This is a genomic window from Nitrospira sp. (assembly GCA_016788885.1).
In the GTDB taxonomy this organism is placed as follows: domain Bacteria; phylum Nitrospirota; class Nitrospiria; order Nitrospirales; family Nitrospiraceae; genus Nitrospira_A.
The window spans coordinates 28,490-43,172 of sequence record JAEURX010000063.1; the positions used below are offsets into that span (position 1 = coordinate 28,490).

General features: G+C 60.7%; 9 protein-coding genes. 5 read left to right on the top strand and 4 right to left on the bottom strand.

Translation table 11 applies throughout. From position 1 onward, the window contains the following. Window positions 1-144 precede the first annotated feature (144 nt). The 3 genes from JNL86_16510 to JNL86_16520 all read left to right on the top strand — a co-directional run bounded on the left by JNL86_16510 (window position 145) and on the right by JNL86_16520 (window position 3,782). Window positions 145-963 (top strand): OmpA family protein, encoded by an 819-nt coding sequence (locus tag JNL86_16510; GenBank protein MBL8044512.1) that lies wholly within the window; start codon window positions 145-147, stop codon window positions 961-963. 186 nt (window positions 964-1,149) lie between these two features. Continuing rightward, window positions 1,150-3,198 carry a marine proteobacterial sortase target protein gene (locus JNL86_16515; protein ID MBL8044513.1) on the top strand — a complete coding sequence of 683 codons (2,049 nt, stop codon included), beginning with the start codon at window positions 1,150-1,152 and terminating at the stop codon, window positions 3,196-3,198. After that, window positions 3,195-3,782, top strand: a complete 588-nt coding sequence (locus JNL86_16520; GenBank protein MBL8044514.1) for a class GN sortase — start codon at window positions 3,195-3,197, stop codon at window positions 3,780-3,782. Before JNL86_16515 ends, JNL86_16520 begins: the two co-directional genes overlap by 4 nt. A gap of 21 nt (window positions 3,783-3,803) precedes the next feature. Here JNL86_16520 and JNL86_16525 read toward each other — a convergent pair whose 3' ends face one another. Further along, a complete protein-coding gene (locus tag JNL86_16525) occupies window positions 3,804-5,099 on the bottom strand; it encodes a DUF2029 domain-containing protein (GenBank protein MBL8044515.1) in 1,296 nt (431 codons plus the stop codon). 287 nt (window positions 5,100-5,386) lie between these two features. Here JNL86_16525 and JNL86_16530 point away from each other — a divergent pair, with 287 nt between their 5' ends. After that, a complete protein-coding gene (locus JNL86_16530; protein MBL8044516.1) occupies window positions 5,387-8,683 on the top strand; it encodes a hypothetical protein in 3,297 nt (1,098 codons plus the stop codon). Here JNL86_16530 and JNL86_16535 read toward each other — a convergent pair. Both JNL86_16535 and JNL86_16540 read right to left on the bottom strand, forming a co-directional pair. Further along, entirely contained in the window at window positions 8,672-11,827 is a 3,156-nt protein-coding gene (locus tag JNL86_16535) for an efflux RND transporter permease subunit (GenBank protein MBL8044517.1), read from the bottom strand. The two genes, JNL86_16530 and JNL86_16535, sit on opposite strands and share 12 nt — an antisense overlap. Before the next feature lie 126 nt (window positions 11,828-11,953). Next, entirely contained in the window at window positions 11,954-12,316 is a 363-nt protein-coding gene (locus JNL86_16540; GenBank protein ID MBL8044518.1) for a hypothetical protein, read from the bottom strand. Between the two features lie 216 nt (window positions 12,317-12,532). Between JNL86_16540 and JNL86_16545 the strand changes: the two genes are divergently transcribed. Beyond that, entirely contained in the window at window positions 12,533-13,918 is a 1,386-nt protein-coding gene (locus tag JNL86_16545; protein MBL8044519.1) for a cytochrome P450, read from the top strand. A 362-nt stretch (window positions 13,919-14,280) separates the two neighbouring features. Here JNL86_16545 and JNL86_16550 read toward each other — a convergent pair whose 3' ends face one another. Beyond that, window positions 14,281-14,661: a DUF5615 family PIN-like protein gene (locus JNL86_16550; GenBank protein MBL8044520.1), complete on the bottom strand. Its 381-nt coding sequence runs from the start codon at window positions 14,659-14,661 to the stop codon at window positions 14,281-14,283. Between the last annotated feature and the right edge of the window lie 22 nt (window positions 14,662-14,683).

Sequence of the window (14,683 nt, forward strand, 5' to 3'; positions counted from 1 at the left end):
TCTAGGCACCAGCCAACGACGGGCAACCCGGCAGGAAGGAGGTGAACATCACCCAGCCGGCCCCGCGCCACAGGGACCAGTCGATCGGTCGATCAACAACCACCGGGTCGCAGCATGCGGCCTGTACACAAGGAGCACCACATCATGCAGAAAGCCCCCACAGCCACTGTCAGTGCAGGACCGGTTTCCCCCGCCATCATGGGACCCGAGAGGGACATGAAGGAGGTCTACATCCTGAGCGGATTGGTCGGATTCCTCGCCGTCGTCGTCGCCGCCTTCTGGTACTACTCCCAGGCAGACGAGGCAGCCCATACCAACCGCTCAGCGGAGGCGCTGAACAGCGCGCAGGTGTCTCAGGTTCTCAAAGATTCGACCGAGCAGGGACCGGTTCCGGTGTCACTTCCGACCAGCCGAGTGGAGACAGCCCCCCTGGCGAGCAGGAGCATGGATATCCTGCATGACGATATCGCCTTCGAAGTCGGCCGCAAAGGCTTGACCGACGACGGCAAGGCCGCGCTGCAACGCCATGCCGAGTTCCTGAAGAGCGAGCCGGACTGGGGCGTGCTGGTCCAGGGCTATACCGATCAACAGGGCTCAAAGAGCTTTAACAAAATCCTTGGACTGAAACGCGCTGACACCGTGAAGCACGAGTTGATGGCGCTGGGCGTCCCGGAAGCCGCGATTCGCACCGTTAGCTTGGGCGAGGAAGGCGCCCTGTGCCTCGACAACAGCGATGTCTGCCGCCGGATGAACCGACGCGTGCACTTGGAACTGCGAAAGATCGGCCTGGAACATATGGTGCTTGCGCCGCTCGCGACCGAAGCCATGACCGATTCCCTCAACGAGAACCTCGAGCGATCGACCGAGCCAGGCCTGGCCGAGTCGATCAGCGACATCCCCTCCGCCCCTTCGTCCGATGCCGACCACGCCGCCGCAACCCTCGAATCGAGCACCGGCAATTAATGTCCCGTCGGAGCGCCCCTGGGAAAGACCCCGTGTCTTTCCCAGGCCCTCCGGTCGCCGCTTCATGATCATCACTCCAGACCATATGAGGTTCACATGCTTGCTAGACGCTCTGCTGCCCATCGACATCCATCAGGACGGCTCGCCGCCCGCCTGATACTGTGTGCACTGCTTTTCATTGGAGGCATGGGGGGGGCGCCCTCACCGGCGGAGTCCGCCGAACTACCCGCCACGCTGAGCACCGGCGTCATTCCCACTATGGGGCTCAACGACGCCACGGAAGGAGCCCTCCTCTTCCGAACCGGCCAGCCCGGCCGTTACCTCCCGGCCCCTATTCTGCACACCGACGTGCAAATGGCCATCACGGGGACCATCGCCCGCACGACCGTCACGCAGGAGTTCACCAACCCGAGCACGCGGAAAGAGGACTGGCTGGAGGGCGTCTACGTCTTCCCCCTCCCAGAAACGGCTGCAGTCGACCAGCTGCGCATGAAGGTCGGGGAACGAATCATCGAAGGGCAGATCAAGGAACGGGCCGAGGCCAAGCGAAGGTATGAACAAGCGAAACAGGAGGGCAAACGAACCAGTCTCGTGGAACAGGAGCGCCCGAATCTCTTCACCACTTCCGTGGCGAACATCGGACCCGGGGAACGCATCACCGTCGAGATCGAGTACCAGGAAACCGTCCGGTATGAGAACGGACAATTCCTGCTCCGCTTTCCCATGGCGGTGGGACAGCGATACATCCCCGGCACGCCGGTGATCATCGAGGGACAGCCGCCCAAGGGGTCCGGCACGATGCTGGATACCGACCGGGTCCCCGACGCGTCACGCATCACGCCACCCGTACAACCACCGGACCAAAGCGTCGTGAATCCGCTCAGCCTGTCGATCACGCTCAGTCCGGGGTTCCCCATCGAGCAAATCGAGTCACCGTATCACCCCATCATTTCCATCCCGGATGCGGAGCAGGTGTATCACATCAGTTTAACGGAGGAGACCGTTCCACCCGATCGCGACTTTCAGCTCACCTGGCGCCAGGCGCCGCAAACCGAACCACTGGCGACCATCTTCACCGAACAGAAGAACGGAGACGCCTATGCGCTCCTGATGGTTGTTCCCCCGACTCAGCATGACGCGAAAGCCGCACGGGTGCCCAGAGACCTGACGTTCATTATCGACACCTCCGGCTCCATGGCTGGTCCGTCCATCGAGCAGGCCAAACGTTCCCTAGCGACGGCGCTGACACGCCTGACCGCACAGGATCGGTTCAACATCATTCAATTCAACAACCAGGTACGCTCACTCTTCGCCACTCCACAACCGGTCACGACCGCCACCATCAAGCAAGCCGTCCGCTACACCGAACGCCTCACGGCGGATGGGGGCACGGAAGTGTTACCTGCCTTGCGACAGGCGTTGGCCAGTCCGCAAGACGAGGCTCGACTCCAGCAACTCATTCTCCTCACCGACGGCCAAATCGGAAATGAAGAGGAGCTGTTCGAACTGTTGCACCATCGCGTCGGCAACCGCCGCCTGTTCACCATTGGCATCGGCTCGACTCCGAACAGCTACTTGATGCGGAAGGCGGCAGACTTCGGCCACGGCACCTTTACCTACATCGGCAAGGTCGAGGAGGTGAAGCAGCAGTTGGATGCCTTGTTCAAGAAATTGGAGCGGCCGGTGCTCAGCGATATCACACTGGACAGCGCCGGCTGGTCGACGCTGGAGTCGTATCCCGCCACCATCGGTGATCTGTACGAGGGCGAGCCGATTGTCCTCGCAATCAAAGCAACATCGTTTCCCGAGCAGGCGACCTTGCGCGGAAAGGCCGGAACCATTCCCTGGTCGCTTCCGGTCTCCTTCCACCATGCTGCGACCCAGAACGGACTCTCGATCAATTGGGCGCGACAAAAAATCTCGGCCCTCATGGACGAGGCGTCCAGGGGAGGGACTGACGACAGGGTTCGGCAGACCGTGCTCGATCTCGCCCTGTCGCACCATCTGGTCAGCCGGTATACGAGTCTGATCGCCGTCGATGTGACACCGGCACGGCCGACCGGGACACCGGATGCAGATCGGAATCGCGCCACGAACCTGGCGCACGCCCAGGAGCAGACCGTACTGGCCGACCTGCCGAGAACCGCAACCAGTGCGCCTCTCCATCTACTGCTCGGCCTGTCGGCCCTGCTGTCTGCCGCACTGTTGTGGAAAATCAGGGCGACGGCCGGATGACTTCTCTTCGACCGACGAACCCTCTGCTCTCCGGGTTGATGGCGGCCCTGCTCGCCATCAGCCTCTGGCAGGTTGGAGAAGGCTCGTGGATCGTGGCGAAGGCCAGGCTCGCGCAGTATCTGCTGCAGCGAGCCTGGATTCGTGCACTGTCGGGAGAAGCCAACCCGAAGCCTTGGCCCTGGGCCGACACCTGGCCGGTCGCGCGCCTTCAGCTGAATCGGCTGGCCGTAGATGAGATCGTACTGGCCGGCGCCTATGGGCGAACGCTGGCGTTCGGGCCCGGCCATGTGAGTTCGAGTGCGCGACCTGGGGATAGGGGCACCGTGATCCTCACCGGCCACCGGGACACACACTTCCACTTCCTCAAAGCTGTCCGCCCCGACGATCGCCTGGAGCTCACAGGCACGGACGGGACAACGATTCACTATCGAGTCACGGAACAGCGGGTGTTGGATTCGCGGCGGGACGGGCTGCCGATGGCACGGGACAGTCAGGACGTGATCTTTGTCACCTGCTTTCCATTTGACGCCATCACGCCAGGCGGTCCGCTACGTTATGTAGTCCGAGCGGAGCGCACAGACTGAGGGGATCAAGTGGCAGGCTGCCTACCAGGCGATTTTTCGATCCGGTGCGTCAACCGGCACATCCGCCTCGTGCACGCTGGGGGATAGATGGTCCTGCACTGCCACGGACTTCGCCGCAACCAGCCGGAGATGCTGGACCTCGACCACCCGCCAGCGCGCATAGGCCAACACGCCCCACAACAACAACGCCCCCATCACATAGTGGGAGAGGAGAAGGGTCTCCACCAGTCCGTTCGAAACGGCCCCCGCCGTAAACCTCACTGGAGGTGCAAGCAGTACCGTCGCGGCCATCACCGCCACAAGCCACCCGCCGCGATCAGGCATCGTCAGGCGGTTCCCCGCGTACAACGACAAAGGCAACAGGAGGAGGAGATAGTAATGCGTCCAAGAAATCGGACTGATGAGCAGCGCGAGGCAAAGCACCATCGACAATTCGAGATACATGGTGTCCCGATGCATCGTGCCGGGACGGCGCAACAACAGCAGAGACGAGAGCCCGAGGAGGAAGGCCGCAGAGATTCGCCCCGCCATCCGGATGTTCGGGGAAACTGCCGTTGGCGTCCACTCATATAGGCGTGCATCATCCTGCATCCGTAGCAATACTCCTTCGATCGATTGCACATTGAATGCGCTCAGCCCCTTATCGGACAACGGGAGAATCACCTCGCGGTACCAGGCCACATGACTGGCCCACCCCGCATACCAGAGGGAGAGGCCCGTGATCGTGGACAGGGTCACCCCGTATCCAAACACAACTCGCCACTGCCGCATTCCGACAAAGTACAGGGCGAACAGGAGCAGCGGAAGCTTGATGATGGCCGCCAGCGCGAAACACGCCCCCGCACTTCGCTCCCAGCCACGATCCAGACAGACCACGCCAACAACCAACACGAGCAACGTGGCGTGCGTCAGATTCCCTTCCTTCAAGCTGTACACCAGCGGCCCGTTCATCACAAACAGCATCAGGATCACCCATCGTCGCGACGGGTGCCGATCAGTCAGGCTCCACAGTAACAACACCGTCACGACCACCCCGACCAACGAGATCGCGACAAACAGCCACTGCGCATGCCGAAGGGTCAGCATTGAAAACGGGGCAAACAACAACGCCACGATCGGAATATTCACGAACCCGCAGACCGGCGTATCCCAGCATCGCTTGAAGAGATGAGGAAGGTCTTCGATGACCGCACGTCCGGCGGGGTAATAGGCCACATTGAAATCAGACAAGGGCACGGTCGGCTCGGAGAGACTCCATATCCCGAGCCAAATGCCGAACCCTCCCAGGACGGCCAGGAAGCGCCCATTACGTGGCACGGGAGAGGACCGGAAGGCACCACACCACCACAAACCCAATAAGAGGATTCCGGCATAACACAGCAGGGTGTACAGCAGGGGCATTCGACCCTATCGGCAGAACGTCCGCACAACTTGACGCCCTGCTTGGGCCGGTCCCCACGGGCATCGCTGCAGCACGCTGCCTGAGCCGCTTCTACATGACTGTGGTTCGTTGTTTCCCTGCTTCAGTCACGGCACAAATTGTCCGATCTGTCACTACAACACTCCGTTCGTGAGTGTTCGAGTCGGCCTGTACTCAATCTGAAATCTGTATGATGATCGACGGAAATACCGCGCGCCCACTGCCCCCGCTCGAACCAGACGCGCTACCTGTTTCGCCGCAATCGATTTCACCGCCGGCCCCCGAGCCGCCTCCTGAGCAGGTGGCCCTCGGTTTGGTCGATTGGCTCATCGTCGCATGCCTGGTCGTCTCCGTCGGGGTCACGTCGATCGTCATCGCCGGAAGTATTCCCTTGTTTCTCCTGCAATCGATGGATTTTTGGTTCGAGGCCGATACGATCCGTGAAGTCTCGAACATGACATCAACGACGGACGATCATTCCCGCACCTCGGTGCACCCCCTCTTTTCGATTCTTGCGTTTACACCCGTCTTTCTCGTCAAACACATGTTCGGCATACCGGCACTGCAAGCCGTACTCTATGTGACGGGACTCCTTGGCGGCCTGTGGAGCGGAACCCTATTCCTGATGTTACGGGTGATGGGATGCCGATCCTTCGATGCCGGCATCTTCACCCTACTCAGTCTTTCCAGCGCGTCGGCGATCTTCTGGCTGCCCGTCCCCAACTCCTGCACCTGGGGCTCGTGGACGATCATGCTTGCACTGATCCTGCTGCTGGTTGACGAGGGACGGCGGCTGGGAGCCACTGCCTATGTGGTCGCCAGCGCCTTCACCCTCAGCATTACGGTCACCAACTGGATGAGCGGTCTCTTGGCCACCGTGGCACGGTGGCCCTTGAAACAGGCGATCCAACTGTCGGTCAACGCCCTCTGTCTCGTGGTGCTCCTATGGGGTGCTCAGAAGTTCATCTTCCCATCCGCCCAGTTTTTCATCGGAAGTCGGAGCGAAACCAATTGGGTCAACCATCCACAATCAGGACAGATGCAGCACAAAGCCGCTTCGTTTGCGTTGCATACGCTGGTCGCCCCGGCAGTACGACTCATGGACGATGACGGGTATATCCAGTATGGAGAAGATTCCTTCCGTCTTTCTCAACGTCTCGCCTTTCAGTTCTCGACGCCAGGCTCAGGAAGTCTGCTTGGTCTCGTAGCCGTCGGATTGTGGTCAGTCCTATTGCTGACCGGCCTCTGGAGTGTCCTGACCGTCAAGCGGCATTGGCGCTTCCGAGCCGTGCTGGCCACCATGCTGCTGTTCGAACTGGCCTTGCACATGGTCTATGGCGAAGAAACGTTTACCTACAGCATGAATTTTCTTCCTCTGCTCATCGCGTTGACCGCCTTCGGGACCTTGGGGCGACAACGCGCCTGGGTCTTGGTGCTGGCCGGCACCCTCACCTTGTGCGCAGGGCTCAACAATTGGCAGCAGTTTCGTCAGTCGGTCGAGTTGGCCACGCACTTCACGCCACAGCGCGAGGCCATGCTTGATCAGATGCAGAAGGATCCCGGGCGACCATGGCCCAGGTCGGTCGGGCACATTCCACTGGCGGTTCCGGGGTCCTCAGAAGCCGAACACGCGTATCACGAACCAGGAGGCGATTTCAGTCCGCAGACGCCAAGTTTCGGCGTCTCATTCTGGCTGTGTGATGCACAAGGACACCCTCTGGTCACTAGCCAAACCATGCCTCTGGCCGACATTCAACAATCGTTCGGGCCATCCGCATCTCCGGCTGTGCCCGCGATTGCCACCAAGACGCCCTACTATGACGCCTCCTGGTCGAGGCTCGACGCCACACACTGGGAGCTTCGGTTGAAGCACCATAGTCCCCATCAACCCGCGATCCTCATACGGAGCGTGGGGCCAGCCGGTGGGCCAGTCACGGAATTACACCGGGATGGGAATGAGGTCACGGTCAACCGTCGGTGGGTAATCCGCGTGACGCCTGCCCCCTCCGACATCGCCTTGGGGGACGAGAACGGCCCTGAAGGCTTGACCACCCGTTCCTCCGGCTCGACCTGGAAGGGAGCATCAGGCTGGGGCTATGCCCGCTTGACGCTTGCGACCGATGCCGGCGAACCGGAGCGGGAATTCCGGCTCGTGCTGGAGGACCAGCGAGTGCCGATGGAGATGCAACACTATCGTAAGAACGCATCGCAGATGATCCACGTCGACCTGCCGGACCCGCAGTTCCAGCGGTCCATGGATGCACAACGCTCGCATCTCATGATGGGGTTGATCAGCGGAGAAACGAGACCGGGCGATCCCGCAGTGTTCTTTCGCGCCTGGCAGCGTCCGGGCGCGTATATCACGTCGGCTCTTACCCGCGCGGGCGATCCCAATGTCGGCTGGGTTCTTTCACGATTCCTGGCAACCCATGACTTTGCCGGAGGGGCCGGACCGGAAGCCGACGCACCGGGTCTGGCGATCTGGGCCCTCACGGAGTCGGCGGCATACATCGCAGATCACCGTCATGATCAATGGCTCTGGCCGCACATACTCCGGAAAACCCGACTGATCGAGGACATGCTGCACGCACGCGCACCAGTCATGGCACCATTTGTCGTACCGTCCCCCTACGATCTGCTGCACGGGCAACAGCCACGGATGGCCCTGCTTGCCAAACCGGCTCGAGAAGGTGTGATCGTCGGCCGCATCGGAAATCACTGGCCGTCGCTGTACGTGAATGCCGTCAGCTACCGAGGGTTGCTCGCCGGAGCGGAATTCGCGGAACGACTCGGCAAACATCGCCAAGCAGCCGCATGGAAAGACCAGGCCAGAATCCTGCTGGAGACCTGGCAACGCCGAAACGTCAACGGCCACGCTCATCTCGACGAGTCACCGATGCAGCAGGCCGCGTTCTCCGTCTCCAGCTCACCTCGCAACCTGTTGGCGCAGCCGATGACGACCTATAGCCCCTCGCCGAACAACCTGACGATTGCGGGAGAACTGATTAGGGCACACTGGCTCCTAAGACAGGGACGACCGGAAGAGGTGTGGAGCACCCTTCACCATGTGTGGGAAAACCAAGCGTCGCCCGGCTTGTATACCTGGGCGACAGCAAGAACGGCGACCGACGACGTCGCCGACGGCTGGCAATATGCGCGGGGCTGGCATGACCGGACAACGGTGTCGCCGGACTATGAGACGGCGGCCTTGCTGCTGCTGTTGCAACAGGATATGCTGGCGTATCTCGACACCGAGGCCGCAAATTCACCGGTCGTCATCGGCGCCGGCATTCCACCGAACTGGATCTCGCAATCCTTCTCTGTCTCCACCCTCCTGCTTCCCGGTGGCTCGATCGCGTGGAAATGGGATGGGCACGTCATGCATGTCACGCTCAAGGGTCCGAACCGGAAGATCGAGCTCGGCCCGGCCTTTCCTCCTGGCACGACACTGACCATCACACACGAGCCGCTACCCGGGTAACGTCGTGTCGTCCGACAGCCCATCACTCCGATTACCATGTTTCCCCAGATGTCCTCCAGCGCGTACCACTTCGGAAGAGGCCGAAGGTCGCCGGTAACGGTGGAGCAGCTGATACAGCACCGGCAACACCAGCAGGATCAGGGCGGCAGAGGTCAACATGCCTCCCACGACCACCCTCGCCAGCGGCTGCTGCGATTGCGCGCCGATCCCGTTCGCAATGGCCGCGGGCAACAGGCCGATCGCCGCAGCCAGGGAGGTCATGAGGACCGGTCGCATCCGAACCTCCGCGCTCTTCATGATCGCCTCGCGGATGTCACATCCTTCGCGCAACAGATCCTGCATCCGACTGATGAGAATCAGCGCCCCCTGCACGGCGACGCCGAACAGTGAAATAAATCCGACCGCCGCCGAAATACTGAAATGCGTGCCCGTGACCAACAGGGCCAGCACCCCGCCGACCAGCGAGAAGGGCACGGCGGCCAGTACGAGCAACGCGTCCCGAAAGTTGTTCAAGACCAGATAGACCAGAATCAGAATCAGCGCCAGCGTAATCGGCACGATCCTGGCCAGGCGCGATTTCTCCTCCTGCAACTGATCGAATTCGCCGTGCCATTCGATCCGATAGCCAGCCGGAAACTGAATTTGCTGTTCGATGCGTTGTTGCGCGTCCCGCACGGTTCCTTCTAGGTCACGGCCGCGAACGCTGAACTTGATGGGAATATACCGTTCGTTGTTTTCACGATACACGATGAACGCGCCGGTCTGCTCCGTGATGGAGGCCAATTGCTTGAGCGGGATGCGCGCGCCGTCCGGCGTGCTGACCACGATATTGCCGATCGACTCGATGTCCCTGCGGAACTCGGGCAAAAAACGAACGACCAGGTCGAACCACCGCTCGCCCTCGTAAATTCTGGTCACGGCTTGCCCACCGATGGCAGCCTGCACCACATCGTTGACATCATCGACCTTCAAGCCATATCGCGCGCATTCCTCACGATTGACCTCGATGACCAGGTTGGGCTGGCCCAGCAAGTGCAGCACGCCCAAGTCCTTGACCCCCTGCACGTCCTTCATCACCGTCTCAATCTGCTTCGCCAGCTGCTCCAGAGTCTGCAGATCACTCCCGTACAGCTTGACGGCGTTTTCTCCCTTCACGCCCGACATCGCCTCCTGGACGTTGTCCTGAATCGCCTGGGAAAAATTGAACGTCACCCCGGGAATCACGCCTAATCGTTGTTCAATCTGATCGATCAGAGCCTTTTTCGTCGGCACCTCGGCCCGCCACTCCTTGAAGGGTTTCAACGTGACGAGAAATTCTGCATTGAAGAAACTGGTCGGATCCGTGCCGTCGTCGGGTCGCCCCAGTTGCGACGCCGCACTGATGACCTCAGGGAACTGTCTGAACACGCCGCGAATGTCCGTCACCAGGCGAGCAGCCTGCTCAAACGAAATATCGACCGGGAAGGTGGTGCGCATCCAGATGTTGCCTTCTTCCAGCGCAGGCATGAATTCACCGCCGATGAACGGCACCGCCGCCATCGCCACCACCAGAACCGCCACCGCAATCCCGACCACCAGCCATTCACGCCGCAATCCCCAGTTCAACAGCGCCATGTACCGACGGCTCAGAAATTCCACGACCGCCGTGTCCCGCTCCTTGATGGGGCCGGTCAGCAGCAGCGAGCACAAGGCCGGTGCCAGGGTAAACGCCATCAGCAAGGCTCCGCTCAGCGCAAACCCGTAGGTCAGCGACATCGGAGCAAAGACCTTCCCCGGCACGCCGGTCATGGTGAACAACGGCAGAAATGCGATCACGATGATCGTGGTGGCGAAAAAGATCGGACGGCCGACCTCACGCGCCGCCCGCATCACGTGCATGGGCACCGTCACGCCCCGCGAAGGCTTGTGTGCGAGATGGTAAAAAATGCTCTCGACCATGATGAGCGTGGAGTCGACGATGATGCCGAAATCCACCGCGCCCAACGAGATCAGATTCGCCGACTGCCCGCCGAGCACCATCATGCCGAACGTGAACAAAAGCGCCACCGGCACCGTCAACGCGACGATCATCGCCGTGCGGAAGTGGCCCAAGAATACATAGAGAATGATCGACACGAGCACGACGCCCGCAATCAGAATATCGATGACCGTTTCGATGGTGGTATGAATCAACACCGTGCGGTCATAGAAGGTCTTGATTTGGACCCCCTTGGGCAACTTGCGGGTATTGAGGTCCTGCACCTTCTCATGCACCTTGTCCAACACCGACAGGGCCTTGGCACCACGCTGCAACAGAACGACACCCTCGACGACGTCATCCCGATCATCGATGCCTACTTTTCCCAATCGCACACGCGACCCGATACTGGTCTTCCCGAGGTTGCGAATGAAGACCGGCGTGCCTTCCTTCTGCGTCACGACGGTATCGGAAATGTCGTCGAGTTTTTTGATCAGGCCCATGCCCCGAATGTTGAAACTCTGCTCCCCCATCGTCAGATAGTTCCCGCCGACGTCGGTGTTGCTCTTGGCCAGACCGTCCATGACCTGGTCGAGCGTCACGTTGTAGCTCATGAGCTGCCCGGGATCTAACTCGACATGATATTCCTTGGTCGTACCGCCATAGGTACTCACATCGATCACGCCGGGCACCCGTTTGAACTCACGCCGGATCTGCCAATCCTGGGTCGTCTTCAGGTCGGTCAGGGACACATGGTCGCCGGTGAGTTCATAGCGGAAGATTTCGGCGATGGCGGACCAGGGCGAAATGGTCGGCTGCACGTTCTGCGGCAGCACGGTGAGCTGAAGCCGGTTGAGAATTTCCTGTCGATCGCGGAAATAATCGGTGCCGAAATCGAAGTAGACTTTGATATCGCTCAACCCAAAGATCGACAGCGAACGGATTTCCGTCAGTCCCGGCATGCCCTGCAACGCTATCTCGATGGGCAGCGTAATCGCCCGCTCCATCTGCTCGCCTGACCAGCCTGGGTATTGCGTGATGACCTCAATCATCGGGGGGGAGGGATCGGGATAGGCAACCACGTCCAAGATGTGGAACGCGTAGAGGCCGCCGAACAGCAGCGCGAGTCCGGCAAGACAAACCATGAACCGTTGCGCCAATGCAAAGCCCACCAACCGCTCAATCATACCCACCTTCTCCCTGTGCGTTCCCTCGCCCACGTCCGAGCCACGCGCGGACGACGAGTCCACCAACGACCGGCCCCGAATGAGGACCGCGTCGATGAATCCTCCCTTAGAACGGAGTTCGACGGATTACAATCGATAGACGGAGAGTTTGGAGAGCAGATCGCAGGTCGGCAGCGGGATGTCCTGCGCAGAAGACGGAACGGAGGAACTGATCGCGGACGCGTAAAGCACATGGTTCGCCGGAAGTGCGTCTTCCGTGAGGACCTTGGTCGTCGCATCATCCCGCAACTCGTCCAAATCCGGCTCGGTCGCCCACTGGGCATCCGGCGGTACTCCGTGCGATTCGGCTTGCACGCCAATCAAGTCGGCCCAGGACAGACCGGCCATGACGACCCAGGCGAGCATGAGCACGAACACTCGCAGGCCCATGCGTGGCGATGTACGCGGGATAGTGGTGACGTTCATAGGAGCGGGTAACGATTTGCGCAAACACTCCAGTCCAAACGGCTTTTGGCGCAGAGTATCACAGGCGCCGCGCGCCAACAAGCCGGCGCCAGAATCCTTACTCGAGACAGGCAGACCTCCCTGCCGCACTGCATCGGTGCCACAGACGCCGCCCCCGAAACCAGTGGATGCGGTCATGGACCGAGGTAGAATGGCCCTGCTTGAATTGATGGCCTGGCCTCAGTGTGGTAGGGTCCGCGCATGTCAGGTCCGGTTCAGTCCTTCACGCTGGTGGATGTCCCCGGCGGTACGCGATTCCTCCGCCACTTGCAGGCGTTCAAAACGAGCCCGCTGGAAACGATGGCGGGTTGGTGGCGTCAACACGGCGACGCACTTCGCTTCCGGCTCGGCCCCAAGGTGATCTATCTGCTCAGTCATCCCGACTTGGCGGAAGCCATCCTGGTTCACCACGCTGACCGCTTCCTCAAAGTGTATGATCCCCGGCGACCAGCCGGCCTTGCGCTGGTGCTGGGCAATGGATTGGTGACCAGTTCGGGAGAAACCTGGAAACGGCACCGTCGCATCATTCAACCGATCTTTCACCGTTCACGGATGGCGGCCATGGCCGACCGGATGGTCCAAGTGGGCGAACACCGCCTGGCTGAGTGGGCCAGCCTCCAGGGGCGGCCGGTCGACATCGCGGTCGAGATGATGCAACTGGCCCTGGAAGTCATCTCTCAAACGATGTTCACCACCAGCATGGCTCAGCACATCGACCGGATCAACCAGTCGTTGCGCGTCAGCTTGAGATACGCCTTCGACTCGTTTCACAACCCGTTGCGCCTCCCCCCCTGGGTCCCGACGGCTCGCAACCGTGAGTTTCGCGCCGCGATGGAATTTCTGAATGGCCTGATCTATGGACTGATTGCCGAACGGCGTCAGAGCGGAGTGCGGCACGACGATTTGCTCAACCTCCTGCTCCAAGCCCGTGACGAGGAAACGGGGACCGGCCTCACCGACCAAGAATTGCGCGATGAAGCCCTGACGATTTTCGCAGCAGGCCACGAGACTACCGCGAATGCACTGGCCTGGACCTGGTATCTGCTCGCCACCCACCCTGACGCGAGAGCTCGTTTCCACGAAGAAGTCGATCGCGTGCTTCAGGGGCGAGCACCGAACGCCGGTGATCTCGTGAATCTCCCTTACACACGTGCGGTATTTGACGAATCACTCCGGCTGTACCCACCTGCTGTCGCTGTTCAGCGCAAAACCTCGAGCGCCATCACGATCGGCGGCATCGCCTTGCCGGCCGAAGCGATCATCCTCGTCGGAGTGTACAACCTGCATCGGCACCCGGCCTTCTGGCCGGACCCGGATCGGTTCATGCCGGAACGATGGCTGGATGGTGAACGCCCGGATACCCGATGTGCATACCTTCCCTTCGGCGCAGGACCGCGGGCCTGCGTCGGGACACACTTCGCGACCGTAGAAGGGCCGTTGCTCCTCGCGCTGATCGGCCGCCACTACGATCCGCGCCTGGCTCAGGAACACGTCGAGCCTGAACTCATGGTCACCCTGCGCCCCAAAGGCGGCATCCGAATGATCCTTCACCCACGCAGCCACGTACCAGCTACTTCCGCAGTCTAATCGCATCACTGTAAGCGGACCATCAGGGAGGGTGACGACGGTCACTGCGTCAAAGGTCGCGGCGTGCCATGCCGAAAGATGAGCACACCGGTGTCGCAAACCGCCAACAGGTTGAAACGTCGGGGAATTTTCTGGAGCCGGCGAGTGGAATCGAACCGCCGACCTGCGGTTGACGAAGCGATCCCGAAGTAATTTCTCCACCTCATTCCACGCCACAAAAACTCACAGAATCCCCTGATCCACCATTGGGTTAGGTGGGTCGTGCTTCGTCCTGTGGTGTGGTGTCAAAAACCGCCGGAAACGGTCTCGACGGTTACACTTTTGGTTACACTGCACGCCTCGCTTCTTGCGGGGCGTGCAACCTATTGAGGTCGGGTCCGCACGCGGATTCGAGAGCGGTCTACGATGATGAGAGACGTGGTGAGTTCGGCTTCGGTGACCTCACTGAGCAATCGTCCCAAAGCCTGTTCGGTTTCTTCGATCGTTGTCGGCCACACCCGAAGGCGCACAATTCCATGGTGTCGCTGTGCCGGAAAGGAACGGCCATCGGCGAAGTCTTCATCAAAGGTCACCACGACAGCGCTCCGTTGCTGCGCCCAGGCGAAGACCTCTTCATCAGCCTTCCCGGACAATCCCACATCGCCCGTGTGGAAGACGGCCCACGTCGGCTTCAACAGCTTCAGCCATGAAACGACGGCTTGGGGAACATTTTGGTCGAGAAGGATGGTCAGGCGGTCAGGCACGCGGAATGACTTTCTCTTCGTC

What these genes read in the sequence shown, in the direction of transcription:
- JNL86_16510 (MBL8044512.1), top strand. Translation starts at nt 145, where the DNA reads ATGCAGAAAGCCCCCACAGCCACTGTCAGTGCAGGACCGGTTTCCCCC.
- JNL86_16545 (MBL8044519.1), top strand. Translation starts at nt 12,533, where the DNA reads ATGTCAGGTCCGGTTCAGTCCTTCACGCTGGTGGATGTCCCCGGCGGT.
- JNL86_16520 (MBL8044514.1), top strand. Translation starts at nt 3,195, where the DNA reads ATGACTTCTCTTCGACCGACGAACCCTCTGCTCTCCGGGTTGATGGCG.
- JNL86_16535 (MBL8044517.1), bottom strand. Translation starts at nt 11,827, where the DNA reads ATGATTGAGCGGTTGGTGGGCTTTGCATTGGCGCAACGGTTCATGGTT.
- JNL86_16515 (MBL8044513.1), top strand. Translation starts at nt 1,150, where the DNA reads ATGGGGGGGGCGCCCTCACCGGCGGAGTCCGCCGAACTACCCGCCACG.